Origin of the sequence: Microbacterium sp. F2E (assembly GCF_020905435.1) — a bacterium.
In the GTDB taxonomy this organism is placed as follows: domain Bacteria; phylum Actinomycetota; class Actinomycetes; order Actinomycetales; family Microbacteriaceae; genus Microbacterium; species Microbacterium lacticum.
Window position 1 is genome coordinate 373,457 of record NZ_JAJJIB010000001.1, and the last position, 26,191, is coordinate 399,647.

The 26,191-nt window shown below is 71.8% G+C and carries 22 protein-coding genes and 2 pseudogenes; 14 read left to right on the forward strand and 10 right to left on the reverse strand.

The window, feature by feature from the left end:
• Positions 1-6: 6 nt before the first annotated feature.
• Positions 7-1,416: a class I SAM-dependent RNA methyltransferase gene (locus tag LOK55_RS01780; RefSeq protein WP_229933980.1), complete on the reverse strand. Its 1,410-nt coding sequence runs from the start codon at positions 1,414-1,416 to the stop codon at positions 7-9.
• Positions 1,417-1,507: 91 nt separating this feature from the next.
• On the opposite strand from LOK55_RS01780, the gene LOK55_RS01785 reads away from it, so the two are divergent.
• From LOK55_RS01785 to LOK55_RS01795, 3 genes are all read left to right on the forward strand, one after another.
• Positions 1,508-2,164, forward strand: a complete 657-nt coding sequence (locus LOK55_RS01785; protein ID WP_229933981.1) for a nucleoside triphosphate pyrophosphatase — start codon at positions 1,508-1,510, stop codon at positions 2,162-2,164.
• Positions 2,165-2,242: 78 nt separating this feature from the next.
• On the forward strand, positions 2,243-4,048 hold the full coding sequence (locus LOK55_RS01790) for a biotin carboxylase N-terminal domain-containing protein (RefSeq protein WP_229933982.1): 1,806 nt from the start codon (positions 2,243-2,245) through the stop codon (positions 4,046-4,048).
• 4 nt (positions 4,049-4,052) lie between these two features.
• The gene (locus LOK55_RS01795; RefSeq protein ID WP_229933983.1) at positions 4,053-4,532 is read left to right on the forward strand and encodes a hypothetical protein; all 480 of its coding nucleotides are present in this window, start codon (positions 4,053-4,055) and stop codon (positions 4,530-4,532) included.
• A 63-nt stretch (positions 4,533-4,595) separates the two neighbouring features.
• On the opposite strand, the gene LOK55_RS01800 is transcribed toward LOK55_RS01795, so the two are convergent.
• Entirely contained in the window at positions 4,596-6,047 is a 1,452-nt protein-coding gene (locus tag LOK55_RS01800) for an NAD(P)H-quinone dehydrogenase (protein WP_229933984.1), read from the reverse strand.
• Between the two features lie 130 nt (positions 6,048-6,177).
• On the opposite strand from LOK55_RS01800, the gene LOK55_RS01805 reads away from it, so the two are divergent.
• The 3 genes from LOK55_RS01805 to LOK55_RS01815 all read left to right on the forward strand — a co-directional run bounded on the left by LOK55_RS01805 (position 6,178) and on the right by LOK55_RS01815 (position 9,598).
• Positions 6,178-7,008, forward strand: a complete 831-nt coding sequence (locus LOK55_RS01805) for a purine-nucleoside phosphorylase (RefSeq protein WP_229933985.1) — start codon at positions 6,178-6,180, stop codon at positions 7,006-7,008.
• 104 nt (positions 7,009-7,112) lie between these two features.
• The gene (locus tag LOK55_RS01810; protein ID WP_229934047.1) at positions 7,113-8,855 is read left to right on the forward strand and encodes a phospho-sugar mutase; all 1,743 of its coding nucleotides are present in this window, start codon (positions 7,113-7,115) and stop codon (positions 8,853-8,855) included.
• Between the two features lie 155 nt (positions 8,856-9,010).
• Positions 9,011-9,598 (forward strand): GNAT family N-acetyltransferase, encoded by a 588-nt coding sequence (locus tag LOK55_RS01815; RefSeq protein ID WP_141381436.1) that lies wholly within the window; start codon positions 9,011-9,013, stop codon positions 9,596-9,598.
• 226 nt (positions 9,599-9,824) lie between these two features.
• On the opposite strand, the gene LOK55_RS01820 is transcribed toward LOK55_RS01815, so the two are convergent.
• The gene (locus tag LOK55_RS01820; RefSeq protein WP_229933986.1) at positions 9,825-11,759 is read right to left on the reverse strand and encodes a transcription antiterminator; all 1,935 of its coding nucleotides are present in this window, start codon (positions 11,757-11,759) and stop codon (positions 9,825-9,827) included.
• A 108-nt stretch (positions 11,760-11,867) separates the two neighbouring features.
• On the opposite strand from LOK55_RS01820, the gene LOK55_RS01825 reads away from it, so the two are divergent.
• From LOK55_RS01825 to LOK55_RS01860, 8 genes and pseudogenes are all read left to right on the forward strand, one after another.
• Entirely contained in the window at positions 11,868-12,218 is a 351-nt protein-coding gene (locus LOK55_RS01825) for a PTS sugar transporter subunit IIB (protein ID WP_229933987.1), read from the forward strand.
• The gene (locus LOK55_RS01830; RefSeq protein ID WP_196383151.1) at positions 12,215-12,490 is read left to right on the forward strand and encodes an HPr family phosphocarrier protein; all 276 of its coding nucleotides are present in this window, start codon (positions 12,215-12,217) and stop codon (positions 12,488-12,490) included. The genes LOK55_RS01825 and LOK55_RS01830 overlap by 4 nt, the downstream gene beginning before the upstream one ends.
• Before the next feature lie 62 nt (positions 12,491-12,552).
• Entirely contained in the window at positions 12,553-14,214 is a 1,662-nt protein-coding gene (gene ptsP / locus LOK55_RS01835) for a phosphoenolpyruvate--protein phosphotransferase (RefSeq protein WP_229933988.1), read from the forward strand.
• Positions 14,215-14,405: 191 nt separating this feature from the next.
• Entirely contained in the window at positions 14,406-14,843 is a 438-nt protein-coding gene (locus tag LOK55_RS01840; protein WP_229933989.1) for a PTS sugar transporter subunit IIA, read from the forward strand.
• 8 nt (positions 14,844-14,851) lie between these two features.
• Positions 14,852-15,822 (forward strand): annotated as a pseudogene (locus LOK55_RS01845) (mannitol-1-phosphate 5-dehydrogenase).
• A 25-nt stretch (positions 15,823-15,847) separates the two neighbouring features.
• Positions 15,848-16,006, forward strand: a complete 159-nt coding sequence (locus LOK55_RS01850) for a hypothetical protein (protein ID WP_229933990.1) — start codon at positions 15,848-15,850, stop codon at positions 16,004-16,006.
• A gap of 111 nt (positions 16,007-16,117) precedes the next feature.
• Positions 16,118-16,647: pseudogene (locus tag LOK55_RS01855) on the forward strand (alpha/beta hydrolase).
• 304 nt (positions 16,648-16,951) lie between these two features.
• Positions 16,952-18,019, forward strand: a complete 1,068-nt coding sequence (locus LOK55_RS01860) for an endonuclease domain-containing protein (RefSeq protein WP_229933991.1) — start codon at positions 16,952-16,954, stop codon at positions 18,017-18,019.
• On the opposite strand, the gene LOK55_RS01865 is transcribed toward LOK55_RS01860, so the two are convergent.
• The 7 genes from LOK55_RS01865 to LOK55_RS01895 all read right to left on the reverse strand — a co-directional run bounded on the left by LOK55_RS01865 (position 17,905) and on the right by LOK55_RS01895 (position 26,147).
• Positions 17,905-19,020 (reverse strand): adenosine deaminase, encoded by a 1,116-nt coding sequence (locus LOK55_RS01865; RefSeq protein WP_229933992.1) that lies wholly within the window; start codon positions 19,018-19,020, stop codon positions 17,905-17,907. The two genes, LOK55_RS01860 and LOK55_RS01865, sit on opposite strands and share 115 nt — an antisense overlap.
• Before the next feature lie 42 nt (positions 19,021-19,062).
• Positions 19,063-20,355: a thymidine phosphorylase gene (locus LOK55_RS01870; protein WP_229933993.1), complete on the reverse strand. Its 1,293-nt coding sequence runs from the start codon at positions 20,353-20,355 to the stop codon at positions 19,063-19,065.
• Positions 20,352-20,750: a cytidine deaminase gene (locus LOK55_RS01875; RefSeq protein WP_229933994.1), complete on the reverse strand. Its 399-nt coding sequence runs from the start codon at positions 20,748-20,750 to the stop codon at positions 20,352-20,354. The genes LOK55_RS01870 and LOK55_RS01875 overlap by 4 nt, the downstream gene beginning before the upstream one ends.
• 8 nt (positions 20,751-20,758) lie before the next feature.
• A complete protein-coding gene (locus LOK55_RS01880) occupies positions 20,759-22,105 on the reverse strand; it encodes an ABC transporter permease (protein ID WP_229933995.1) in 1,347 nt (448 codons plus the stop codon).
• The gene (locus tag LOK55_RS01885) at positions 22,102-23,406 is read right to left on the reverse strand and encodes an ABC transporter permease (RefSeq protein WP_374107597.1); all 1,305 of its coding nucleotides are present in this window, start codon (positions 23,404-23,406) and stop codon (positions 22,102-22,104) included. Before LOK55_RS01885 ends, LOK55_RS01880 begins: the two co-directional genes overlap by 4 nt.
• A complete protein-coding gene (locus LOK55_RS01890) occupies positions 23,403-24,917 on the reverse strand; it encodes an ABC transporter ATP-binding protein (protein ID WP_229933996.1) in 1,515 nt (504 codons plus the stop codon). Before LOK55_RS01890 ends, LOK55_RS01885 begins: the two co-directional genes overlap by 4 nt.
• 102 nt (positions 24,918-25,019) lie before the next feature.
• A complete protein-coding gene (locus LOK55_RS01895; RefSeq protein WP_229933997.1) occupies positions 25,020-26,147 on the reverse strand; it encodes a BMP family protein in 1,128 nt (375 codons plus the stop codon).
• Between the last annotated feature and the right edge of the window lie 44 nt (positions 26,148-26,191).

A 26,191-nucleotide genomic window follows, 5' to 3' on the forward strand; every position in this document is an offset into this window, starting at 1 on the left:
GTCAGCCTAGCCAGACGTGCGGGCGAGCATCGCCACCGCCTCGACGTGGTGCGAGTGCGGGAACAGGTCGAACGCGTCGATGCGGAGCGGCTCGTAGCCGTGCCCGCGGAACGTGCCGAGGTCGCGCGCGAGGGCGACAGGGTCGCACGCGACGTAGACGATGGATGCCGGGGCGAGGCCCGCGATCCGGTCGACCACCTCGCGCCCCGCCCCCGCCCGCGGCGGGTCGAGCAGCACGACGCCGCGGGCGAGCCGCGCCCGCTCGGCGGCGCCCGCCTGCGCCGAGAGGCTCGCGAGGTAGCGGTCGGCGCGCGCGGTCTCGGCCCGTGCACCGACCCACTCGGCGAGGTTCTCCCCCGCGTGCTCGGTGGCCCGGGCATCCGACTCGACGCTGGTGACGCGCGTTCCCGCGCCTCCGGCCTCGGCGATCGCCGCGGCGAACAGGCCCACCCCGCCGTAGAGGTCGAGGTGCTGCGCGGCGGGATCGACCCCGCCCGCGGTCTCGAGCGCCCGGCGGACCGCGCCGGTGAGCGTCGCCGCCGCGAGGCGGTGCACCTGCCAGAACCCGCCGGCATCGACGAGGAAGCGGCGGTCGCCGACGCGCTCGATGACGGTCTCCCGGGCGGTCGGGTCTTCCGGCGCGCGGGGCACCCGCGGCGCGGGGCGGCGCGAACGCGCCCCACGACCGGCCCGTGCACCGCGGCCGCGCGGCGCGTCGGCGCGCTCGGCGCGTTCCGAGCCCTCCGGGCGCGGCTGCTCGGGGCGCACGATCACCCGCACGCCGCCCTCGTCCGGCTGCACGAGGTCGACCCGACCGGGGGCGAAGCCCTCGAGACTCCGGGCGACCTCCTCGATCTCGGCGGTCGCGAGCGGCAGGTCGGGCGTCTCGATGACGCGGTGGCTGCGCGCCGCGAACGGGCCGATGCGCCCCTCCTCGTCGACGTGCAGGCTCACCCGGGTACGCCAGCGCAGGCCGTCGGATGCCTCCGCGCCGGAGCTGTCCGCGTCGCCCGCGTCGCCGCGCCCGCCCGCGTCGCCGGCCGGCGAGATCGTCGTCTCGGGCTCGGAGACGCCCCCGAACCGGGTGAGCGCGTCGTCGAGCACGCGCTTCTTCAGCACCCGCTGTTCGTCGAGGTCGATGTGACCGAAGTCGGCGCCGCCGGGGCGCTCCGCCGGCGGGACCGACACGTCGGCCGCGGCCCACACGTGCGGGCGACGGTGGGCGGAGGCATCCAGGACGTCCACGACGTCGGCGCGCCAGAAGGCGGCCTTCGCGGTGTCGGTGAGCTCGGCGCGCACGCGCTCGCCGGGAATGGCCCCCTCGACGAAGACGACCCGCCCCTCGTGCCGGGCGACGAAGACGCCGCCGTGAGCGACGTCGGTGACGTCGAGGTCGAGAAGGTCTCCGGGCTGCATCCCTCCATCATCTCGCGCCCGGCCTGGGGATCTCCCGCCCGCGAGGAGCCGTCGGCCTCGGACGTGCGGCCCGAGAACGTAGCCTGGGCGCATGCGCGTATGCCTGGCCTCCAGCTCCCCCGCCCGCCTGATGCTGCTGCGGCAGTCGGGCATCGAACCCGAGACCCGCGCGCCGGCGGTCGACGAGGAGGCGGTCATCGAGGAGATCGAGTCGCGCGAAGGCCGCACCCTCGCCCCCGACGAGCACGTGCTCCTCCTCGCGCGGCGGAAGGCCGCCGACGTCGCCGCGACGATCGCGGCCACCGACCCGGCGTTCGACGGCATCGTCATCGGCGGCGACTCGATGTTCGAGCTCGGCGACGCCGTGCTCGGCAAGCCGTACACCGCCGACGTCGCCGCCGAACGGTGGCGCGAAATGCGCGGGCGCACCGGGGTGCTGCACTCCGGACACAGCGTCTACCGCGTCACGCCCGACGCGCCCGCCCGCGAGGCGCACGCGGTCGCCGCCGCCTCGGTCACCTTCGCGGCCGATGTGACCGACGCCGAGATCGCGGCCTACGTCGCCACCGGCGAACCCCTGCACGTCGCCGGCGCGTTCACCGTCGACAGCCTCGGCGGCGCGTTCATCGAACGGGTCGACGGCGACCCCTCGACGGTCGTCGGCATGTCCCTGTCGACCCTGCGGCACCTCTGCGCCGAGCTGGGCGTCTCCTGGACGGATCTGTGGAACCGCACGGATGCCTCGTAGCTTCTCACACACGATTTCTCGCTGATCTTGTGCAAGTGATCCAAAGCCGACCCGCTTCTGCTGGGTAGGCTGGCATCCATGCCTTCCCTCGACACGGCGCCCGCGCGCCCGGCGACCCCCCGCACGATCACGAAGGTGCTCGTCGCCAACCGAGGCGAGATCGCCGTGCGCGTGATCCGCGCGGCACGCGACGCCGGCAAGGGCTCGGTCGCCGTCTACGCCGATCAGGACCGCGACGCCCTGCACACCGGCCTCGCCGACGAGGCCTACGCGCTCGGCGGCGCGACGAGCGCCGACACCTACCTTTCGATCGAGAAGATCCTCTCCGTCGCGCGGCGCTCCGGCGCCGACGCGGTGCACCCCGGTTACGGCTTCCTCGCCGAGAACGCCGACTTCGCGCGCGCCGTCATCGCGGCGGGTCTCATCTGGATCGGCCCGTCGCCCGAGGCCATCGAGGCCCTCGGCGACAAGGTCACCGCACGCCACGTCGCCGAGAAGGTCGGCGCGCCGCTCGCCCCGGGCACCCCCGGCCCCGTCGCGGGAGCCGACGAGGTGATCGCGTTCGCCGAGCAGTACGGGCTGCCGATCGCGATCAAGGCCGCCTACGGCGGCGGGGGACGCGGGCTCAAGGTCGCCCGGGAGCTCGACGAGGTCGCCGAGCAGTTCGAGTCAGCCACCCGCGAGGCGGTCGCCGCGTTCGGACGCGGCGAGTGCTTCGTCGAGAAGTACCTCGACCGTCCGCGCCACGTCGAGACGCAGTGCCTCGCCGACGCCGAGGGCAACGTCGTCGTGATCTCGACGCGCGACTGCTCCCTGCAGCGGCGCCACCAGAAGCTCGTCGAGGAGGCGCCCGCGCCCTTCCTCACCGACGAGCAGACCCGCACGCTGTACGAGTCGTCCAAGGCGATCCTGAAAGAGGTCGGCTACGTCGGCGCCGGCACGTGCGAGTTCCTGGTCGGCGCCGACGGCACGATCTCGTTTCTCGAGGTCAACACGCGCCTGCAGGTCGAGCACCCCGTCTCCGAAGAGGTGACCGGCATCGATCTCGTGCGCGAGCAGTTCCGCCTCGCCGAGGGCGGCACGCTCGACTACGACGACCCCGAGCCCGTCGGCCACTCGATCGAGTTCCGCATCAACGGGGAGGACCCGGGCCGGAACTTCCTGCCGCAGCCCGGACGCATCCACCAGTTCAAGACGTTCGGCGGCCCCGGCATCCGTCTCGACTCCGGCGTCACCGCCGGCGACAGCGTGTCGGGCGCGTTCGACTCGCTGCTCGGCAAGCTCATCGTCACCGGCCGCGACCGCGCCGAGGCGCTCGAGCGCTCGCGCCGCGCCCTCGACGAGTTCGAGGTCGCCGGCATGCCGACGGTGCTGCCGTTCCACCGCGTCGTCGTGCGCGAGCCCGCCTTCACCGCCGAGGACGGCCGGTTCGGCGTGTTCACGCGCTGGATCGAGACCGAGTTCGTGAACGACATCCCGCCGTGGGATGGCGAGGCCGAGGCTCCCGAAGAGCCCAAGCCCCGGCACACCGTCGTCGTGGAGGTGTCGGGCAAGCGCCTCGAGGTGAGCCTGCCCGACCGCATCGCGGTCGCGCCGGTGAAGATCGGCCGCCCCGCCGCCGCTCCCCCGTCGCGTCGGCTGCACGCCCCGTCGGCCTCCGCGGCCGCGTCGGGCGACGCGGTGAAGTCGCCGATGCAGGCGACCGTCGTCAAGGTCGCCGTCGCCGAGGGCCAGCAGGTCGTCAAGGGCGACCTCGTCGTCGTGCTCGAGGCCATGAAGATGGAGCAGCCCCTGCAGGCGCACAAGGACGGCGTGGTCGGCGCGATCGACGCGACGCCGGGCACCACGGTGTCCTCCGGCCACCAGCTGCTCACCATCTCCTGACCCGATGGACGGGCGCGTCGTGCGGGCACGGGTGAAGCGGGGCGGGCGCCTGCGGACGGGCGCCGCCGTGGCATCCGTGCTGCTCCTCGGCTCGCTCGCGGGCCTCACCGGGTGCGGCACGACCGGACCCTCCGACGCCGACCGGGCATCGTGGCAGAGCTGGGCCGCCGCGATCGTCGACAGCGACCCGGATGCCACGGTGTCCGGCGGCTTCGACGCGAACGCCGACCCGGCATCCGCGACCGTCGACTTCAACACCCCGACCGCGTTCCAGGCGCTCGAACTGCGCTGCATCGGCACCGACCGCGCCGAGTTCTCGCTCGCCTTCGTCGCGGAGGACGCGACGATCGACAGCCGTCAGGACATCGTCTGCCAGGGCGGCGCCACGCGCACGGCGATCGCGGTGCGCGACCTCGTCTCGCTCACGGTGACGGCGACCTCCGCCGACGGCGAAGGCGTCTGGACGGCGCAGCTGCAGCGCTGACGACGCGCCGCGTGCGCGGCGGCGCGGCGGCGCTCGCGCTCAGCCGAACAGCCGCGGCGGCGCTCAGCCGAAGAAGTCGTCGTCGCGGTTCACGAGGTGCATCGCGCGCGTGGCATCCGTGATCGACCCGGTGAGCGAGGGGAACACCGCGAACACGCGCGAGACCTGGTCGACCGTGAGGCGACGCTCGACGGCGATCGCGATCGGGTAGATGAGCTCCGACGCGCGCGGCGCGACGATCACGCCGCCGATGACGGTGCCCGACCCCTCTCGAGCGATGATCTTCACGAAGCCGTCGGAGATGCCCATCATTTTCGCGCGCGCGTTGGCGGCGAGCGGCAGCTTGTGCACGTAGCCGTTGATCGCGCCGGTGGCGAGGTCCTGCTCCTGCCGGCCGACCGTCGCGATCTCGGGCGCGGTGAAGATGTTGGCCGTGATGCGGCGACGCTCGAGCGGGATGACGGTGTCGCCGAGCGCATGGAAGATCGCGGTGCGGCCCTGCATCGACGCGACGGATGCCAGGGGCACCAACGTCGTGCAGTCGCCGGCGGCGTAGATGTTCGACACCGATGTGCGGGCGACCCGGTTGACGCGGATGTGCCCCGAGTCGGTCAGCTGCACGCCCGCCTCGGCGAGGCCGATTCCGGCGGTGTTCGGGATCGACCCGACCGCCATGAGGCAGTGGCTGCCCTCGACCGTGCGGCCGTCGGACAGGGTCACCACGACCCCGTCGCCGACGCGCTCGACGCCCTGCGCGCGCGACTTCGACAGCACCGTCATCCCGCCGCGGCGGAAGACGTTCTCGAGCACGAGCGCGGCGTCGTGGTCTTCGCCCGGCAGCACCTGGTCGCGCGACGAGATGAGCGTCACCGTCGCACCGAGGTTCATGTACGCCGAGGCGAACTCGGCGCCCGTCACGCCGGAGCCGATGACGATGAGGTGCTCGGGCAGCGCCTTCATGTCGTAGAGCTGGGTCCAGGTGAGGATGCGCTCGCCGTCGGGCCTCGCGCTCGGCAGCTCGCGCGGCGACGCGCCCACGGCGACGACGAGGGTGTCGGCCTCGACGCGATCGAAGTCGGTGCCGCCGGGGCCTGTTGCCACGATCACCGAATGCGCGTCGTCGAGCCGGCCGTGCCCGGAGATGATCCGCACGCCCGCCTCGAGCAGCTGGCCGCGCATGTCGTCGGACTGCTGACGGGCCAGCGACAGCAGGCGCTTGTTGACGGCGGCGAGGTTGATCGCGACCTCGGGCTTCAGCGGCCTGCCGTTCTCCCCCCTCGCGAAGAACTCGACGCCCAGGTCGGATGCCTCGGAGATCGCGACCGCGGCGTCGGCCGTTGCGATGAGGCTCTTCGAGGGCACGACGTCGGTGATGACGGCGGCGCCGCCGACCCCGGCACGCTCGACGAGGGTCACCTCGGCACCTAGCTGCGCCGCCGCGAGCGCGGCCTCGTACCCGCCGGGGCCTCCACCGAGGACGGCGACCGACGGGGAATGCGTGAAGCTCGCGGACATTGGTCCATTCTCTCAGGCGCCCACGGGCGGATCCGACCGCGGGGGGGCGACGTCCGGGCGCGGGGCCACGATCCTCGCGAGGCGGGGTCGGGATCCTCACGACGCGGGATCGGGATCCTAGAGTGGAGCCATGTCCGAGTACACGAACCCCCTCGACGACGCCACGGCCGACCCCTTCGAGGTCGCCGCGCAGGCGGCATCCGACATCGCCCGCCTCACCGGCGTCGACCACCACGACATCGCCCTCACCCTCGGCAGCGGCTGGGGCAAGGCCGCGGACCTCATCGGCGAGACCACCGCGACGATTCCGGCGACCGAGGTCACCGGCTTCAGCAAGCCCGCGCTCGCCGGCCACGTCGGCTCGCTCCGGTCGGTCCTCACCCCGACCGGGCGGCGGGTACTCGTCATCGGCGCGCGCACCCACTACTACGAGGGCCACGGCGTGCGCCGCGTCGTGCACAGCGTGCGGACCGCGGCGGCGACCGGCGCCACGACGATCGTGCTCACGAACGGCGCCGGCGGCATCAAGGAGACGTGGACGCCCGGCACGCCGGTGCTGATCAGCGACCACATCAACCTCACCGCCGACTCGCCGCTCGAGGGTGCCACCTTCATCGACCTGACCGACCTGTACTCGTCGCGGCTGCGCGATCTCGCGCGGACCGTCGACCCGTCGCTCGACGAGGGCGTGTACTGCCAGTTCCGCGGGCCGCACTACGAGACGCCCGCCGAGGTGCAGATGGCGAAGACGATCGGCGGCCACATCGTCGGCATGTCGACCGCGCTCGAGGCGATCGCCGCCCGCCAGGCGGGCATGGAGGTGCTCGGCTTCTCGCTCATCACGAACCTCGCCGCGGGCATCCAGAAGACCCCGCTCAGCCACGCCGAGGTGATCGAGGCCGGCCAGGCGGCCGAGCCGGTGATCTCGGACCTCCTCGCCCGCGTGATCGGGCAGCTGTGAGCGGCGGGGTGGACGGCGGGGCCGGCGTCGGCGCGGGTGCTGGCGCTGACGGCGCGGGTGCGGTGGATGCCGGGGCGCGCGCGGGTGCGGTGGATGCCGGTGCGGTGGATGCCGATGCGACCCTCGACGCGGCGCGGGCCTGGCTCGCGCAAGATCCCGACGAGGTGACGCGCGCCGAGCTCGCGACGCTGATCTCGGGCGCCGAGGCGGGCGACGCGGGCGCCGCGGCCGACCTGCGCGATCGGTTCGGCGCGCGCCTCGCCTTCGGCACCGCGGGGCTGCGCGGCCGGCTCGGCGCCGGCAGCAACCGGATGAACCGGGTGCTCGTCGCGCAGGCGGCCGCCGGATTCGCGGCCTACCTCACCGAGAAGGCCGGCCCGGGGGCGACCCCGACCGTCGTCATCGGTTACGACGGACGGCGCAACTCCGACGTGTTCGCCGAGGACTCGGCGGAGCTGTTCGCCGGCGCGGGGCTGCGCGCGATCCTGCTGCCGCGTCTGCTGCCGACGCCCGTGCTCGCCTTCGCGGTGCGCCACCTCGGCGCCGACGCGGGTGTCATGGTGACCGCGTCGCACAACCCGCCCGACGACAACGGCTACAAGGTCTATCTCGGCGGCGCCGACGAGGGCTCGCAGATCGTGTCGCCCGCCGACGCCGAGATCGCCGCGCACATCGAACGGGTGGCGTCCGAGGCATCCGTCACCGACCTGCCCCGCGGAGCGTTCGAACTCGCCGACGAGGCGGTGATCGAGGCGTACGTCGCCGCGACGGCGACCGTCGCCCCCGCCCCGGCCGGCGCCGCGGGCATGAACTGGGTCTACACGGCGATGCACGGCGTCGGGTACGAGACCCTGAGCGCGATCCTGCGCCTGGCCGGATACCCCCTCCCCGTCGTCGTGGAGCAGCAGATCGCTCCCGACGGCGCGTTCCCGACCGTCGCCTTCCCGAACCCCGAAGAGCCGGGCGCGATGGACCTCTCGTTCGCCGCCGCCCGCGAGGCCGGCGCGGAATTCGTGATCGCCAACGACCCCGACGCCGACCGGCTCGCCGTCGCGATCCCCGACCCCGCCGCCGAGGGCGGCTGGCGGCGCCTCACCGGCAACGAGACGGGTCTGCTTCTCGGTTGGCGCGCGGCGCAGCGTGCCGCGGCCGGTGTGGATGGATCGGATGGCGTGGGGGGTGCCGGCGGCTCGGCCGGTGCCGGCGGCTCGGGCGGATCGCTGGCGTGCTCGCTGGTGTCCTCGCCGGGGCTCGAGGTCGTGGCCGCGCACTACGGGCTCGACTTCCACGCGACCCTCACCGGGTTCAAGTGGATCTCGCGCGCGCCCGGCCTGGTCTACGGCTTCGAGGAGGCGCTCGGGTACCTCGTCAACCCCGAGACGGTGCGCGACAAGGACGGGATCTCCGCAGCGGTCGCGCTGCTCGGCATGATCTCCGAGGCGCGGGAGCAGGGCCGCACCCTCGCCGACCTGCTCGACCAGTTCGCCGAGACGTTCGGCTGGTTCCAGTCGGGTCAGGTGTCGCTGCGGGTCGATGACGTGTCGGTGATCGCACGGATCATGGCGGCGCTGCGCGCCGCGCCGCCCGCCGAGATCGGTGGTGTCGCGGTCGAGCGGTTCGAAGACCTGCTCGAGCCCGGCGACGGCGCCGAGGGCGAGGTGCCGCCGGCCGACGTGCTGCGGCTGTGGCTCGCCGACGGGTCGCGGGTGATCGTGCGGCCGAGCGGCACCGAGCCGAAGCTGAAGGCGTACCTCGACGTGCGCGGCGACTCGGCATCCGACGCGGCCGCGCGCCTCGCGTCCCTCGACGCGGGCGCCCGCACCCTGATCGCCGCCGCACAGGCCTGACCGCGCAGCCAGGCGCCTGCCGGGCGCTCGAGGGTCTCGCCGTTCACAACTCAGTCTCCCGCCGGCGAACTAGACGCCCCGCTGCGGAATACCGGGCCCCGCACGTCCAGCCTCCGCCGCGCAGACTGAATTGTGAACCGGCGTAGGCTTGAGCCGTGCTGCTGACCGAACCCGTCATCCTCGAGAACGCCTTCGTCCGGTTGGAGCCACTCGATCCACGCCACGCGAGCGATCTCGACGCGGCGAGCGCCGGGCTCGAGGGCGCGTGGTACACGTCGGTGCCCGCATCCTCTGCGGCCGAGATCGACCACCGGCTCGCGGAACATGCCGCGGGGCGCATGAACCCGTTCGCGGTCGTCGTGGACGGCCGGGCGGTCGGCATGACGACCTTCTGCAGCATCGACCAGGAGAACCGCCACGTCGAGGTCGGCTACACCTGGCTGTCCCCCGCGGTGCAGGGCACAGGGGTCAATCCCGCCGCCAAGCTGCTGCTGCTCGGGCACGCGTTCGAGGCGTGCGCCGCGATCGCCGTCGAGTTGCGCACCCACTGGCACAACCGTCAGTCGCGCGCCGCGATCGAGCGCCTCGGCGCCAAACAGGACGGCGTGCTCCGCAATCACCGGTTCGGCCCCGACGGCACGCTCCGCGACACGGTCGTGTACTCGATCCTGCCGCACGAGTGGCCGGCCGTGCGTCGCGGTCTCGAGGCACGCCTCGACCGCCACGCCCACGCCCGCGCCTGACCCCCGCCGCACCCCGGCTGCCCTTCGGCTGCCTCCCGCTCTCGCCCCGTCACCGGGGGCGACGCCCGTCCGATGTGCGGTTTGCAGGAGAACCGCACCCGCCGCCGGCGCCGAGCCCCGGAACTCCGCGGCTGGCCCCGCGGCAGGGGCATGATTCTCCTGCAAACCGCACAGCCCGCCGCCCGCACGCCACGGCGCGGCGCCGCGGGACCGGCCGCGGGGCGGGTCAGCCGTCGATGACGGCGACGAGCTCGTCGAGGAACGCCCCGAAGTCGGTGCCGCGGCGCACGATCCGCTGCACGCTGTCGCGTTCGCTGAACACCTCGACCAGCTGCTCGAACACGGTCTGGAACGCCTCACGGTCGCTCTCCGAGAAGGCCACCATCGCGATCACCTGCACCCGCCCCTCGCCCCAGGAGATCGACGGGTCGGCGATCGCCACGGCGATCGCCGTGCGGGTCGCCGTCATGCCGAGCGCGTGCGGCACGGCGAGCGCGTCGGTGAACGCCGTCGACGACAGCCGCTCCCGCTCGAGCGTCCGCTCGACGTATCCGTCGTCGATGACGCCCTGCGCGACGAGCCGCGCCCCGAGCTCGCGGATGACGGACTCGGGCGTCGCGTCGGCCCCGACCCGGCCGATGAACGCGTCGGGCGAGAAGTAGCGGCCGAGCTCCCCCTGCAGCCGGGCGAGGCGGCGGGCCCTACGCACCCGACCGGCCGCGGCCTGCACGCGCTCGATGTCGGCTTCGGTGAGGAACGGCTGGATGCGTACCACGCGATCGGACACGAGGGGCGCGTCGACCGTGGTCAGCACGAGGTCGGTGTCGATCGCCGCCCAGTCGGGGTCGGCCCGGGTCTCGACCCCGACGACGTCGACGGCCTGACCGAGCGAGCGGTCGACGCTCGAGCGCAGCAGCTCGTGGAGCTCGTAGTACCCCGGGCACACGATCGTCGCGGTGGGGATGGCACCGGCGCCGCGCCCCCGCTCGAGCCGCCCGCCCACGTGCATCGCGATGTAGGCGATCTCGTCGTCGAGGAGCGGGATGCCGAGCAGTCCCTGCAGTCCGTCCGCGATGAAGACGGCGACCTCGAAGATCATCGGATAGGTCGCCTTGAGCGAGCGGGTCAGCGGGTTTCTCGACCACGCCTGCTCCCGCGCGCGCAGGCGCAGGTTCTGCACGTGCAGGGCGAGGCGCAGGATGAAGTCCTCGTGGTCGATGTCGACGAGGAAGGCGACCGCGGCCCGGTGCACCACCTCCCGCACGGCCTCTTCGACGTCGGGTTCGAGGCGGGAGCGGATGACGGATGCCGGTTCGCTCGCCCCGGGCGCGACGACCCGGCTCAGCACGAGCGCCGCGAGGTGGCGGAGGTCACCCGCACCGAGCTGCACCCCGAGATGCTCAGTGCAGAGCCGGTCGAGGAGTGCGCCGACCCGCTCCTGCGCCTCCGACGGCTCCCCCGCGACGGTGACATCGAGCCCGCGACCGTGCGCGACGCGGTCGGCGGTGATGGCGACGTGCAGCATCACGTCGCCGATGCCGAACTCGTTGACGAAGTAGCCGAGCCCGCCGAGCCCCGCGACGAGGTCGGCCTTGAACGGTCCGAACGCGGCGGGACCGATGGAGTCCTCGCCGAGCGCGCGTCGCACCGCGGCCAGGTCGAACGCGCCCTCGTCGGTCTCCTCGTGCACGAGCGTGGACAGGAGGCGCCGCTGGGCCATCTCGGTGCCGCGCAGCCGCGCGCGCGACGCGGTGCGCTCGAGCACGATCCCGCTGCCGCCGAGGAAGGACCGCACGCGCCCGAGGTCGCTCTCGAGGGTCGCCGCGCTCACGTGGAAGCCGTCCGCCGCCTCGTAGACGTCGATGCCGTCGGATGCCGCGAGCAGCGCCCGCACGAGATGGTGCACGCGGTCGCGGGGCGTGTCGGCGTCGGCGGGCTCGGCCCGGGCGCGGAGGGCCCCGGTGGCATCCGCCCCCGGCCGGTAGCCGAGCGGACCCGACTCGATCACCGCGCCCCCCGGCACGCGCGCGTTGAGCGCCGTCACGTAGCTGCGGATGCTCCGCGCCGTCACGCCGATGATGTCGGCGAGCTCGCCGGCGGTGACCCACTCGCTCCGACGCAGGATCAGCGAGAGCACCCGATCCTGCCGCGCTCTGCTCATCCGACAAGTCAACCACGGCCCGTGGCCACGGTTTCCGCCCCCGCGGAAGGGAGTGTGGTTGTCACCTTCCAGCGCTTTCACAACAATGGCAGAAGAGGAGGCGGATCGATGAGGATCCTCGTGGTGTGCGGCGCGGGAGCGTCGAGCACGTTCGTGGCGCAGCGACTGCGGCACGCCGCACAGGCGGCGGGCCGCCGGATCAGCGCGCTCGCCGGCACCGAGAGGTCCCTGCCTATCGACCTCGACGCGGCCGACATCGTCCTCGTCGGGCCTCATCTGCAGCACGCGCTGGACCGCATCGGCCACGAGGCCGAGCCGCGGGACGTGCGCGTTATCCTGCTGCCCGAGGACGTCTTCACGGACGTCGACGGCAGACGCACGCTCGACCTCGTCGACAGCGCACTCGCGGCGCCCGACACCCCACCCACGCCCACCCCCACGGAGAGGAAACCCGCATGACCGAGGTCACCCGCACGATCCGCATCGGATCGTCGAACGGACTGCACGCCCGCCCGGCGAAGCTCTTCGCGCAGGCGGTGAAGGACTCCGGCATCCCGGTGACCATCTCGAAGGGGTCGGGCGCGCCGGTCAACGCGGCGAGCATCCTCGGCGTCATCTCGCTCGGCGCAGAGAAGGGCGACTACGTCACCCTCACCGCCGACGGCGAGAACGCGGCCTCGGTGCTCGACACCCTCGCCGAGCTGCTGACCACCGACTTCGACGAGGCCTGACCTTACCGAGGATCGACACGAAGACCCCTCGCACGACAACTGAATCGAAGGAGAGCACGGACATGACCGAACTGCGCGGAGTGGGCATCGGACTCGGTGTCGCCCAGGGGCCCGTGGCCCGCATGGCGGAGCCGTCCCCCGCCCCCCAGGACGCCCCCAGCACCCGCACCCCCGACGAAGAGCTCGCCCGGGTTCGCGAGGCCGTCGCCGCGGTCGCCCGCGAGCTCGAAGAGCGCGGGCAGAAGGCGGGCGGCATGGCCCGCGAGGTGCTCGAGGCCCAGGCCATGATGGCCGAGGACCCGACCCTGGATGCCGAAGTGTCGACCCGCGTCAACGCCGGCAAAACGGGCGAGTTCGCCGTCTACGACGCCTTCGCCAGCTTCCGCGACCAGCTCGCCGCGATGGGCGGATACCTCGGCGAGCGCGCCGCCGACCTCGACGACGTCGCCCAGCGCGTGATCGCGCGCCTGCGCGGGCTGCCCGCGCCCGGCGTGCCCGACCCGGGGCATCCCTTCGTGCTCGTCGCGAAAGACCTGGCGCCCGCCGACACGGCCTTGCTCGACCTCGACAAGGTGCTCGCGCTCGTCACGACCGACGGTGGTCCCACGTCGCACACCGCGATCCTCGCCCGCGAGAAGTCGATCCCCGCGGTCGTCGGCGTGGCGGCGGCGAAGGACCTCGTCGACGGCGAGACGGTGATCGTGGATGCCGCGAAGGGCGTCGTCATTTCGTCGCCGACCGCCGAGGAGCTCGCCGCCGCGCAGCACCGCGCCGACGCGCGCGCCGCCGCGGCCTCGGCTCCCATCACGCCGGGTGCACTGAAGGACGGCACCGCTGTGCCGCTGCTCGCGAACCTCGGCAAGCCCGCCGACGCCGCCGAAGCGGTCGAGCTGGGCGCGGAGGGCGTGGGCCTGTTCCGCACCGAGTTCCTCTTCCTCTCGGCGTCGCAGGCCCCAACGGTCGAGGAGCAGACCGCGTCGTACACCGAGCTGCTGAAGGCGTTCCCCGGCAAGAAAGTGGTCGTGCGGGTCTTGGACGCCGGTGCCGACAAACCGCTCGCCTTCCTCAACGACGCCCACGAGGACAACCCCGCCCTGGGGCTGCGAGGCCTGCGCGCGCTGCGCGCCAGCGAGGACATCCTGCGCGAGCAGCTCACCGCCCTCGCGAACGCCGACAAAGCGACCGAGGCGGACCTCTGGGTGATGGCGCCGATGGTGTCGACGGTCGAGGAGACCCAGTACTTCGTCACCATCGCGAAGGAGTACGGCATCAAGACCGCCGGCATCATGGTCGAGGTGCCCGCCTCGGCGATCCAGGCGCGTCGCCACCTCGAGATCGCCGACTTCGCCTCGATCGGCACCAACGACCTCACGCAGTACACCCTCGCCGCCGACCGGCTACTGGGTTCGGTGGCGTCGTATCAGGACCCGTGGCATCCCGCGGTGCTGACGCTCATCAAGATGACGGCCGACGGCGGCAACGTCAACGGCAAGCCCGTCGGCATCTGCGGCGAGGCGGCCGCCGACCCGCTCCTCGCGGTCGTGCTCGTCGGCCTCGGCGCGACGAGCCTGTCGATGGCGCCCACCGCGCTCGCCGACGTGCGCGCCTCGCTGCTGCAGCACACCCTCGCCGACGCCCAGCGCATCGCCGAGGCCGCCCTCGCCGCCGACGACGCGGCCTCTGCCCGAGCCGCAGCACAGGCTGCGGCTGAGAACGCCGCGTAGTCGCGGCACCGAGCCACCCGAGCGTCACCTGGACACCACTCGAAGGAGTTCGACATGACGACGGCGTCCACCACCACAGGAGCGACGGGAGGGGTGAACCGCGCGCGCGTCGGCGTGCAACGGTTCGGCACATTCCTGTCGGGCCGCGGACCCCTTCCCCCCGCACAGCGACTCAGACAAGGAGCGACACCGTGGCGCAGAGCGTCCTGACCATCGAACAGATCCGCATCCACCCCGGATCCGCGACCAAAGACGAGGCGATGCGTGAGGCGGCGCAGATCCTGCAGGATGCCGGGGCCGTCACCGCGGCGTACTACGACGCCATGCTGCAGCGCGAGGAGGCCGTGTCGACCTACATGGGCAACGAGCTCGCCATCCCGCACGGCACGAACGAGACGAAGGACGCGATCCTCGATTCGGCGCTGTCGTTCGTCCGCTACGACGGCGGCGTCGACTGGGACGGCCAGAACGTGTCGTTCGTCGTCGGCATCGCCGGCAAGGGCGACGAGCACCTCGAGATCCTGTCGCAGATCGCGCTCATCTTCTCCGAGGACGACGACGTCGCGCGGCTGAAGGCGGCGGCCACCCCCGAAGAGCTGCTCGCGCAGCTCTCGTCGGTGAACGGCTGAGGCGCACCATGAAAGCCGTCCACTTCGGCGCCGGCAACATCGGCCGCGGGTTTGTCGGTCTGCTCTTGCACGAGGGCGGGTACACGGTGCACGAGGTAGGCGACGGGGGCACCGACACGGTCGTCACCGGGTTCCGCGCCATCGACAGCTCCGCCGACGCGCAGGCCGTCATCGACGAGGTGTCCACCGCCGACGTCGTGACGACCGCGGTCGGACCGACCATCCTGCGCTTCGTCGCGCCGCACATCATCGCGGGACTGGCCCTGCGCGATCCCTCCGCACCGCCGCTGCAGATCATGGCGTGCGAGAACGGGATCAACGCGACCGACCTCCTCCGCGACGAGATGCGGGAGCAGGCCGGCGACGGGTGGGATGCCGTGTCGGCGCGCGCCGTCTTCGCGAACACCGCCGCCGACCGGATCGTCCCCGCCCAGCCGCCCGGCGAGGGGGTGGATGTCACGGTCGAGCCGTTCTACGAGTGGGCGATCGAGAGGCATCCCTTCGGCGACACTCCCCCGCACATCCCCGGCGCGCTCACCGAGCCGGCGATCGCCGCGAAGGTGTCGGCGACCCTCGAGGAGACGTCGGCCCTGCTCGAGGCCGTGCACGGGTTGGATGCCACGGAGCTCGCCGACTACCGCGCGACGATCCTCCGCCGTTTCGCGAACCCCGCGCTCCCCGACACGGTCGAGCGGGTGGGCCGCCAGCCGCTGCGCAAGCTGTCGCGGAACGAACGCTTCGTCTCTCCCGCCTCGTCCGCCGCCGAACGGGGGCTGCCGACCACGGCCCTGGTTGCCGCGATGGGCGCCGCTCTCGAGTTCGACGTGCCGGAGGACGAGCAGTCGGTGGAGATGCAGCGACGCCTGCGCGACGGGAGGCCGCCGCGTTCACGGCGTCGGTGACCGGCCTCGAAGAGGGGCATCCGCTCTTCCCCGCGATCGTCGAGGTGGTGCGCGCCCGGCAGGCGGAACTCGGCTGACCGGTCACGGGGTGACCGGTCTCGGGTGACCGGTCCCGGCTGGACGTCGAGTGCGGCGGTCACGAAGAAGCGCTCGCGGGGACGCCGGATCCTGCGCTGGACTCTCGGCACGCTCGGTGCGATCATCGCCGCCGCCGTGGTCGGCGTCGTCGTCTACGGCCAGGTCGGGGTCATGGCGGCGTAGCCCGACCCGCTCGCGGCGGTGCGCGCCGACGACCGCATCGCGATCGCCGACGACGGCGCCGGAATCGTGCTCGCTCCCGCCCCGGGTGAGGGCGCGACGGGCACGGCGCTCGTGTTCATCCCCGGTGCGAAAGTCGATCCGTGGGCGTACGCGGCGCTCCTCTCGGGGCTCGTCACCGACGACGGGCTGGCCGTCGTCATCACGACGCCCGGGCTGAACCTCGCGTTCTTCGACCTGCGACCGCTGTCGACCTTCACCGGTCTGGCGCCCGATGTCGGGACGTGGATGGTGGGCGGCCACTCGCTGGGCGGGTGAGGGCCTGCCAGCTGGCATCCGATGCGGGCGCCCTCGTGCTCTTTGCCTCGTACTGCGCGAACGACCTGTCGGGGTCGGCGCTGCCCGTGCTGAGCCTCGCCGGGTCGGAGGACGGGCTGTCGACCCCGCAGATGATCGCCGACGCCCGCCACCTGCTGCCCGCCGACGCGACGATGATCGAGATCCCGGGCGCCTCGCACGCCTCGCACGCCTCGTTCGGCGACTACGGCGCGCATCCAGGCGACGGCACCCCGACGGCGACCGACGCCGAAGTCCGCGCCGTCGTCACGGATCAAGTCGGCGAACTGGCGTCCCGCCTGCCCTGACGCCGCCGCGGGCGACATCCGCCCGCCCCGACCCGGCCGTTGGCGCCGTTGCCCGCCCCGACCCGGCCGTTGGCGCCGTTGCCCGTCGCGACCCGGCCGTTGGCGCCGTTGCCCGCCGCGACCGGCAGCGGCAGAACTCCTTCGATCCGCACCCGATCGACCCGAACGGACACCGATCAAAGGTCGTTCCGACCGAATCGGAGGAGTTCTGCCGACTCCTCCACAAGCGGCCGATTCGTGATTCCCCACACAATTTCGTCGTTCACGTCCAGAGGTTCGGCCCTGATCGCGTCCACTGGATGGCATGGACGAGAGCGTTGCCGTGGTCGCCGGTGCCGTCTTGAACGCGACCTTCCTCACGCCCACCGAGCTCGCGCGCCAGGGGCTGCGCCGCCACGCGATTGCGCGCCTCGTTGCCGCCGGCCGGCTGATTCGACTCGCCAACGGCAGACTCGTCGGGACGGACTGCCCTGCGCAACTCGTCGCGGCGGGCAGACATCGCGCACGGTTGGACTGTGTGTCGCTCCTGGCCCTCCTCGGCGTGTTCACCGGCGATCGGCGCGGGCCGATGCACGTCCAGATCGAGGCAGGATCGAGCCGTCTGCCTCCCCGCGACACGTCCGTGGTGGCGCACTGGAGACGGTCGGAGTCGGATCGAAACTCCCTCGCTGCACCCCTCATCGACGCACTCGCTCAAGCGTGCCGGTGTCAGACACCGCCGATCGCGATCGCGACGCTCGACAGCGCATGGCATCAAGGGTTCGTGAACGAGGAGGGCATCGCCGCGGTCTTTCAGCGTCTGCCGCGACGCTTCGGGGCCCTGCGGCCCTTTCTGGAGCGTCGGGCTGAGGCAGGCTCGGAGTCGATCGTCCGCGTGATGCTACGCGTGCTCGGCGCGCAGGTCGAGGTGCAGGTGGTCATTCCCGGCGTCGGCCGAGTGGATCACGTGGTCGACGGGTGGCTCATCGTCGAATGCGACAGCCGTGCCCATCACAGCGATTGGGAACAGCGGGTCCGCGACCTCCGTCGCGACGTCGCCGCCGCCGCGTTGGGGTACACGACGATCCGTCTGGTCGCCGAGGACATCTTCCGTGCCCCCGACGCCGTCAAAGACGACCTGCGCAGAGTTCTGCTCCACCGCCGCGTCGGCAGAACTCCTTCGAATCGCTCGGTACGTCCCCGGTTGAGCGCCGAAGCAGAGCAACCGACGGCGAATCGGAGGAGTTCTGCCGCAACACCGCCCCGAGCAGCCACGGGTCAGGCGGAGAAGCCCTCGCCGATCAGCTCGATGAGCTCCTCGCGCTCTTCGACCGAGAGGAAGGCCCCCGCGGCGGCGTTCAGCTGGAACGCCTCGAGGTCTTCGAGACGGTAGTCGAACGTCTCGGCGAGCAGCGCCAGCTCGCGGGTGAGCGAGGTGCGGCTCATCGTGCGGTTGTCGACGTTCACGGTGACCGCGAACCCCAGCTGGTAGAGCAGGTCGAACGGGTGGTCTTCGAGCCCGGTGCCCCAGCGCGAGATCGCGCCGGTCTGCAGGTTCGACGACGGCGACAGCTCGAGCGGGATCTCGCGGTCGCGCACCCAACGGGCGAGGTCGCCGAAGGTGACGAGCACCTCGTCGCCCTTCTGCTGCACCACCTCGAGGTCTTCGGCGATGCGCACGCCGTGGCCGAGGCGCAGCGCGCGCCCGTCGATGAGCGCCGATCGGATCGAGTCGAGCCCGGCCGCCTCGCCGGCGTGCACCGTCACGGGAACGAAGTGCTCCGCCAGATAGTCGAACGCGGCCCGGTGGTTCGAGGCGGGAAAGCCGTCTTCGGGGCCGGCGATGTCGAAGCCGACCGCGCCGCGGCCGCGGAAGTCGACGGCCAGCTCGGCGATCTCGAGCGACCGGTCGGTGTGGCGCATCGCCGTGATCAGCTGGCCGACCCGGATGTCGCGGCCCGTGCCCGAAACCGCGTCCTCGCCCTCTTCGATGCCCTCCTGCACGGCTTCGACGGCCTCTTCGAGCGACAGCCCTCCGCCGAGGTGCTGCTCGGGAGCCCAGCGCACCTCGCCGTAGATCACGCCGTCGGCGGCGAGATCCTCGACGAACTCCCGCGCGACGCGGCGCAGACCGTCGGCGCTCTGCATGACCGCGGTGGTGAGGTCGAACGTCTTCAGGTACTCCACGAGCGAGCCCGAGTCGCTTTGGTCCTCGAACCAGTCGGCCAGGTCGTCGGCGTCGCCCTCGGGCACGTCGAGGTCGATCTCGTCGGCGAGTTCGATGATCGTCTGCGGCCGCAGCGCCCCGTCGAGGTGGTCGTGCAGCGACACCTTCGGAAGCGATCGGATCGAGACGCCGTCCAGCTTCGCGTCGCCGTGCTGATCGATGGCCATAGGGGCTCCTTGAGGGGTGTGCGGCAGAGAGGTGAAGTCAGGTCAGGCGGTGATGCGTTCGAGAACCAGCGGCGTGGATGCCGGGGCATCCGCCCCGATCTCCCACGCGCCCTCGAGCGCGTCGAGGGCGCGGCCGAACCGGTTGTCATCATCGGCGAGCAAGGTGAACAACGGCTGACCGGCGCGCACCTCGTCGCCGGGCTTGGCGTGCAGGTCGATGCCCGCCGAGTGGATGACCGGGTCCTGCGCCCGCGCGCGGCCGGCGCCGAGGCGCCAGGCGGCCACGCCGAAGGGCAGCGCGTCGAGGCGCGTGAGCACACCCGAGGCGGGCGCGAGCACGGTGTGGGTCTCGCGCGGGGTCGGCAGGGGCGCGTCGGGGTCGCCGTCCTGCGCGCGGATCATCTCGCGCCAGGCATCCATCGCCTGCCCGTCGCGCAGCGCCTTCTCGACGTCGGCGTCCGGATGCCCCGCCAGGGCGAGCATCTCGCGGGCGAGGGCGACGGTCAGCTCGACGACGTCGGCGGGGCCGCCGCCGGCGAGCACCTCGACCGATTCGCGCACCTCGTTGGCGTTGCCGATCGTGAGCCCGAGCGGGGTGTTCATGTCGGTGAGGAGCGCCGTCGTCGCGACGCCCGAGTCGGTGCCGAGGGCGACCATCGTGCGGGCGAGCTCGCGCGCCATGTCGACGTCGCGCATGAACGCGCCGCCGCCGAACTTCACGTCGAGCACGAGCGCGTCGGTGCCTTCGGCGATCTTCTTCGACATGATGCTCGAGGCGATCAGGGGGATCGCCTCGACCGTGCCGGTGACGTCGCGGAGGGCGTAGAGCCGCTTGTCGGCGGGGGCGAGCCCGGTGCCGGCGGCGCAGATGACCGCCCCGACGCCGCGCAGCTGCTCGAAGATCTCGTCGTTCGAGAGGGCGGCGCGCCAGCCGGGGATCGACTCGAGCTTGTCGAGCGTGCCACCGGTGTGGCCGAGGCCGCGGCCGGAGAGCTGCGGCACGGCGACGCCGAACGAGGCGACGAGCGGCGCGAGCGGCAGGGTGATCTTGTCGCCGACGCCTCCGGTGGAGTGCTTGTCAACGGTGGGCTTGCCGAGGCCGGCGAAGCTCATCCGCTCGCCCGAGGCGATCATCGCGTCGGTCATCACGCGGATCTCCTCGCGCGTCATGCCGTTGAGCAGCACCGCCATCGCGAACGCCGCCATCTGCGAGTCGGCGACGTACTCGCGCGTGTACGCGTCGACCATCCAGCGCAGGGCGTCTTCGGGCACCTGGCCCTTGTCGCGCTTGATGCGGATGACGTCGACCGCGTCGAACGGTTCGGGCGCGGTCATCGTGCGGCCTCCAGGTCGCGAGGGCCGAATGCATCCGGCAGGACTTCGTCGATCGTGCGGATGCCGGAGACGGTTTCGAGCAGCATGCCCGGCAGCGCGAATTCGTAGAGCAGCTGGCGGCACCGGCCGCACGGCATGATCGTCTCGCCCGCGCCGTTGACGCACACGAACGCGACCAGCTGGCCGCCGCCCGACATGTGCAGGTCGCCGACGAGCGCGCACTCCGCGCACAGTCCCACGCCGTACGAGGCGTTCTCGACGTTGCAGCCAGCCACAATGCGGCCGTCGCCGACGAGCGCCGCGGCGCCCACCTTGTAGCGCGAATAGGGCGCATAGGCGCGCGCCATGGCATCCGTGGCCACGCGGCGCAGTTCGTCCCAATCGATGTCGGTCATCGGGGCTGTCACTCCTTGATATAGGGCTTGCCGGATGCCGCGGGCCCGCGTATCTGGCCGGCGAAACCGGCCACCGCGAGGATCGTCACGACGTAGGGCAGCATGAGCATGAACTCGCTGGGGATCGGCGTCTTCAGGATCGTCAGCAGGTTCTGCAGGTTGGTCGCGAAGCCGAACAGGAGCGCGGCGAGCGCGGCGCGGATCGGGTCCCACCGGCCGAAGATGACGGCGGCGAGGGCGATGAAGCCGAGGCCCGCGGTCATGTCCTTGCCGAACTGGGGCACCGAGACGAGCGTGAAGTACGCCCCGCCGATACCGGCGATGGCGCCCGCGAGCGACACGTTCCAGAAGCGCGACGTGTTCACCTTGATGCCGACGGTGTCGGCCGCCTGCGGGTGCTCGCCGACGGCGCGCAGCCGAAGGCCCCACCGGGTGCGGTAGAGGCCCCACGCGACGAGCGCGACGGTGACGAACATCAGGTAGACGATGAAGGTCTGGTTGAACAGCACCGGGCCGATCACGGGGATCTCGCTGAGGCCCGGGATCTGGATGCGGCCGAAGCGCTCGGGCCGGTTGAGCTGCTGCTCGTTCGGCACGAGGAGCGCCCCGTAGAGAAAGCCGGTGAGGCCCGTGACGAGCACGTTCAGCACGACGCCGACGATCACCTGGTCGACCAGGTACTTGATCGCGAAGGCGGCGAGCACGAAGGCGACCAGCACACCGCCGAGCATGGCGCCGAGCAGACCCACGAACGGGTTGCCGGTCATGCTCGACAGCAGCGCCGCCGAGAACGCGCCGAGCAGCAGCTGACCTTCGATCGCGACGTTCACGACGCCGACCCGTTCGCCGATCACGCCGCCCAGGGCACCGAAGACGAGCGGCACCGACAGCGACACCGCGCCGAACAGCAGGCTCGGCACGGGCACGAGACCGCCCGCGCCTGCCCAGACGAGGAACGCGAACACGCCCAGCACGCTGAAGGCGATCGTGAGCCACAGCGGCTGCCGCCGGTACGACCACGCCATCCACAGGGCGAGGAGGGTCAGGACGACGAGCACCGCCCAGACCGCCCAGGCGGTGGCGGCGGTCGGCACGTCGATGTCGGGCAGTGCGAACGACTGCGACGGGTCGCCGAGGCGGAAGGTCGACACCCCGTCGCGCGGCGCGAAGGCGAACAGCAGAGCGAGCAGCACCGTGACGACGGCGAGCACGATGGGCGCCTTGAAGTGGCGCTCCTTCACGACGGCGAGCTGGATCGTGCCGTCGAGCTTCTCGATCTGCGCGGCGGGCTGACCCGTCGCCGGGTCGGCCGGGCGGCCGCCGGCCGCGGAGGTCTCGGGAACCGGGGCGCTCATGCGGCCACCGCCTTCTTGGCCGCCTTGGCGCGCGCGGCGGCGGCCTTCTCGGCATCGGTCTTGGGCAGGAAGAACACGGCGCGCAGCAGGGGCGGCGCCGCGATGAACAGCACGATCAGCGACTGCACGACGAGCACGATGTCGACGGGGATGCCCTGCGCCTGCATCGAGAACGACCCCGCCTTGAGGGCGCCGAACAGGATGCCAGCGGCGAAGGTGCCCCCCGCGCGGCTGCGTCCGAGGAGCGCGACCGTGATCGCGTCGAAGCCGATGCCGGCGTCGATCGTGGCGCCGAAGCCGCTCGTCACGGTGCCCTGGATCTGGTTCATCGCCGCGAGCCCCGCGAGGCCGCCGGCGAAGAGCATCGCGTAGATGTAGAGCCGGTCTACGCTCATGCCCGCTGCACGCGCGGCGTGTGGGTTCTCGCCGAGCGCGCGCAGTCGCAGGCCGAGGCTCGAGCGCTCGATCAGCCACCACACGAAGACGGTCGCGGCGATCACGACGACGAAGCCCCAGTCGAGATTCGGGAACTGTGCGCCGAGCAGGTTCGGGAACTGCGCCGACTCGGGGGTCGGGCGGGTCTGCGGCTGGTTGCTGCCCTCGGCCTGCAGGAGGCCCGGCGTCCGCAGCATCCACAGCAGCAGGTAGAACGCGACGTAGTTGAGCATGATCGTGAGGATCACCTCGTGCGCCCCGGTCTTGGCCTTCAGGAGGCCCACCAGGCCGCCCCAGAGCGCCCCGCCGACGATGCCGGCGAGGAGGGTGAGGGGCAGGTGGATCCACATCGGCAGGTCCAGGTTGAACGCGAACAGCCCCGCGAACATCGCGCCGATGAGCATCTGGCCGCGCGCGCCGATGTTGAACAGGCCGGCGCGGAACGCGAGCGCCACGCCGAGCCCCGCGGCGATCAGCGGCGCCGCGAACCCGAGCGAGTTGGTGAGCGGGCGGATCTGCGCGGCGAAGTCGTTGCCCTTCGGGTTGAACACGGCGCCGCGGAAGAGCGCCTCGTAGCCGCCGGCGACCGAGTTCCAGATCGCGGCGAACGTGTCGCCGGGGCGCGAGAAGAAGTATCCTGCGGCCGTCTGCACGTCCTCATTGGTCAGGGCGATCAGCACGCCGCCGACGAGCAGGGCGAGCACGATCGCGAGGATCGTGGTGACGGCGCTGCCGCGCATCAGCTCGCGCAGGAACACCGCGCCGCGGGTGGGCGGCTCGTCGCCGAACAGCGGCCCGACCGCCCGCGGGGTGTCTTCGGGGCGGGCGCTGTGCTCGACCTCGTGCGTGGGTGTCGACTCGCTCACGCGGCCACCTCCGGTTCGGTCTCGCCGGCCATCATGAGGCCGAGGGTGTCGCGGGGCGTGTCGCCGGGCACGATGCCGACGACGGTGCCGCGATACATCACGGCGATCCGGTCGGCCAGCGCGGTCACCTCGTCGAGCTCGGTGGAGACGACGATGATGGGGATACCGGCGTCGCGCGTCTCGATGATGCGCTTGTGGATGAACTCGATCGAGCCGACGTCGACGCCACGGGTCGGCTGGGCGACGACGAGGAGGCGCAGGTCCCGGCTCATCTCGCGGGCGATGACGACCTTCTGCTGATTGCCGCCGGAGAGGGTTCCCGCGGCGGTCTGCGGGCCCTGCGTGCGGATGTCGTACTCGGTGATGCGATCACGCGCGAACGAGTCCAGCGCGCTGCGACGGAGCGTGCCCGCGCGGGCGAAGGCGGGGTCGGACGAGCGGTCGAGGATGAGGTTCTCGGCCACCGAGAACCCGCCGACGAGACCGTCGATCTTGCGGTCCTCGGGCACGAACCCGACGCCCTCGCCGAGGATCGCGTGCACGCTCTTGCCGACGAGCTCGGTGCCGTCGAGGCTGATCGATCCCTCGACGCGGGGGGCGAGGCCGACGATGGCCTCGACGAGCTCGGTCTGGCCGTTGCCCTGGACGCCCGCGACGGCGAGGATCTCGCCCGGTCGCACGTCGAACGAGACGCCGTCGACGACGATCGCGCCGGTGTGCGTGAGCACGCGCAGGTCGCGCACCTCGAGACCGCCCTCGCCCAGGTGCGGGGGGTTTTTCTGCACGGTCAGCTCGACGGCGCGGCCGACCATGAGCGAGGCGAGCTCGGCGTTGGTGGCTTCGGGAGATGCCTCGCCGACGACCTTGCCGAGCCGGATGACGGTGATGCGGTCGGCGACTTCGCGCACCTCACGCAGCTTGTGGGTGATGAAGACGATGGATGTCCCCTCGTCGCGCAGCTGGCGCATGATCGCCATCAGCTCGTCGGTCTCCTGCGGGGTGAGCACCGCGGTCGGCTCGTCGAAGACGAGCACCTTCGCGTCGCGGGAGAGCGCCTTGATGATCTCGACCCGCTGCTGCACGCCGACGGGGAGGTCGCCGACCAGGGCATCCGGGTCGATCTCGAAGCCGAAGCGCTGCGCGACCTCGCGCACGTGCTTGCGCGCCGCGTTCAGGTCGAGGCGGCCGAACGCCTTCGTCTCCTCGTGCCCGAGCATGACGTTCTCGGCGACGGTGAACACGGGGATCAGCATGAAGTGCTGGTGCACCATGCCGATGCCGGCCGCCATCGCGTCGCCGGGGCCGCGGAAGTGCTGCGGCACGTCGTCGAGGAGGATCTCGCCCTCGTCGGCGCGGTACAGGCCGTACAGCACGTTCATCAGCGTGGACTTGCCGGCACCGTTCTCACCGAGGAGAGCATGGATCTCTCCCGGTTCGACCACGAGATCGATGTGGTCGTTGGCGACGAGGCTGCCGAATCTCTTGGTGATTCCGCGGAGCTCGAGCTTCATATCAAAACCCTACCTGGGTCGGTTCTCTGGCTGGGGGGTGACCGGACGCCACTCGGGGCGAGCAGCACGCGGCTGCTCGCCCCGAGGGCAGACAGGGTCAGATCACGAACCGGCCGGCGAGTTCTTCGACTCGACCTTGATGGTGCCGGCGATGATGTCGTCCTGCAGCTTCTTCAGCTCGTCGGTGAGACCGGCGGGAAGCTTCGACTCGAAGTCGTGGAAGCTCGAGAGCTTGACGCCCTCGTTCTTCAGCGTGCCGACGTACGGGGTCGGGTCGAAGTCGCCCTTGGAGGCGGCGATGGTGGTGTCGTACACCGAGACGTCGATCGCCTTCATGATCGAGACGAGGGTGATGTCGGCGACCGACGGGTCGGCGACGGCGAGGTCGGTGTCGACGCCGAGCATGAGGGTGTCCTTGCCGCTGTCCTTGATGGCCGCCGCGGCGCTCTTGTAGACGGGGCCGCCGACGGGCAGGATGACGTCGACGCCCTGGTCGAGGAGGTTCTGAGCGGTCTGCTTCGCGGTGTCGTTCGCGTCGAAGCCGCCCGTGAACAGACCCTCCTGGGTGGTGCTGTCCCATCCGGCGACCTGGACGTTCGCGCCCTTCTCCTCGTTGTACTTCTTCACGCCGAGCTCGTAGCCGTCCATGAAGACCGCCACCGAGGGGATCTGCATGCCGCCGAAGGTGCCGACCTTGTTGACGCCGGCCTGCGCCGACCACGCGGCCGCGGCGTAGCCGCCGAGGTAGGCCGCCTCGGCCGTGTTGAAGACGAGCGGCTTGATGTTCGGAGCGTCGGGCTTGCCGTCGAAGTCGGCGTCCGCATAGTCGTCGATGATCGCGAAGCTGAGGTCGGGGTTGGCGTTGGCCGACTCGATCGTGGCCGCGGCGAGCTTGAAGCCGACGGCGACGACGAGCGAGCAGCCCTCGGCGATGGCCTGCTGCATGTTCGGCGCGTAGTCGTTGTCGTTCTTCGACTCGAACTCGAGCGGCGTCACGCCGAGCTCCTTGGCTGCCTTGTCCATGCCGTTCTTCGCCGACTCGTTGAACGACTTGTCGTTCCAGCCGCCGGCGTCGGAGACGAGGCAGGGCAGGAACCCGTCCACGGCGCCGCCCGCGGCGGCCGATCCGGTCGAGTCCGAGTCAGGCGCCGAGCCACAGCCGGCGAGAGCGATGATGAGCCCGGCCGCGGCGGTGATGCCGGCGAGCTTCTTGGTGGTCGAGATGGTCAATGCAGCCTCCACATTGATGGGCACGCGGATCTCGCGGGCGCACG

Coding starts and splice junctions, on each gene's coding strand:
- LOK55_RS01780 (WP_229933980.1), bottom strand. CDS start 1,416: ATGCAGCCCGGAGACCTTCTCGACCTCGACGTCACCGACGTCGCTCAC.
- LOK55_RS01785 (WP_229933981.1), top strand. CDS start 1,508: ATGCGCGTATGCCTGGCCTCCAGCTCCCCCGCCCGCCTGATGCTGCTG.
- LOK55_RS01790 (WP_229933982.1), top strand. CDS start 2,243: ATGCCTTCCCTCGACACGGCGCCCGCGCGCCCGGCGACCCCCCGCACG.
- LOK55_RS01795 (WP_229933983.1), top strand. CDS start 4,053: ATGGACGGGCGCGTCGTGCGGGCACGGGTGAAGCGGGGCGGGCGCCTG.
- LOK55_RS01800 (WP_229933984.1), bottom strand. CDS start 6,047: ATGTCCGCGAGCTTCACGCATTCCCCGTCGGTCGCCGTCCTCGGTGGA.
- LOK55_RS01805 (WP_229933985.1), top strand. CDS start 6,178: ATGTCCGAGTACACGAACCCCCTCGACGACGCCACGGCCGACCCCTTC.
- LOK55_RS01820 (WP_229933986.1), bottom strand. CDS start 11,759: ATGAGCAGAGCGCGGCAGGATCGGGTGCTCTCGCTGATCCTGCGTCGG.
- LOK55_RS01825 (WP_229933987.1), top strand. CDS start 11,868: ATGAGGATCCTCGTGGTGTGCGGCGCGGGAGCGTCGAGCACGTTCGTG.
- LOK55_RS01830 (WP_196383151.1), top strand. CDS start 12,215: ATGACCGAGGTCACCCGCACGATCCGCATCGGATCGTCGAACGGACTG.
- ptsP (WP_229933988.1), top strand. CDS start 12,553: ATGACCGAACTGCGCGGAGTGGGCATCGGACTCGGTGTCGCCCAGGGG.
- LOK55_RS01860 (WP_229933991.1), top strand. CDS start 16,952: ATGGACGAGAGCGTTGCCGTGGTCGCCGGTGCCGTCTTGAACGCGACC.
- LOK55_RS01865 (WP_229933992.1), bottom strand. CDS start 19,020: ATGGCCATCGATCAGCACGGCGACGCGAAGCTGGACGGCGTCTCGATC.
- LOK55_RS01870 (WP_229933993.1), bottom strand. CDS start 20,355: ATGACCGCGCCCGAACCGTTCGACGCGGTCGACGTCATCCGCATCAAG.
- LOK55_RS01875 (WP_229933994.1), bottom strand. CDS start 20,750: ATGACCGACATCGATTGGGACGAACTGCGCCGCGTGGCCACGGATGCC.
- LOK55_RS01880 (WP_229933995.1), bottom strand. CDS start 22,105: ATGAGCGCCCCGGTTCCCGAGACCTCCGCGGCCGGCGGCCGCCCGGCC.
- LOK55_RS01890 (WP_229933996.1), bottom strand. CDS start 24,917: ATGAAGCTCGAGCTCCGCGGAATCACCAAGAGATTCGGCAGCCTCGTC.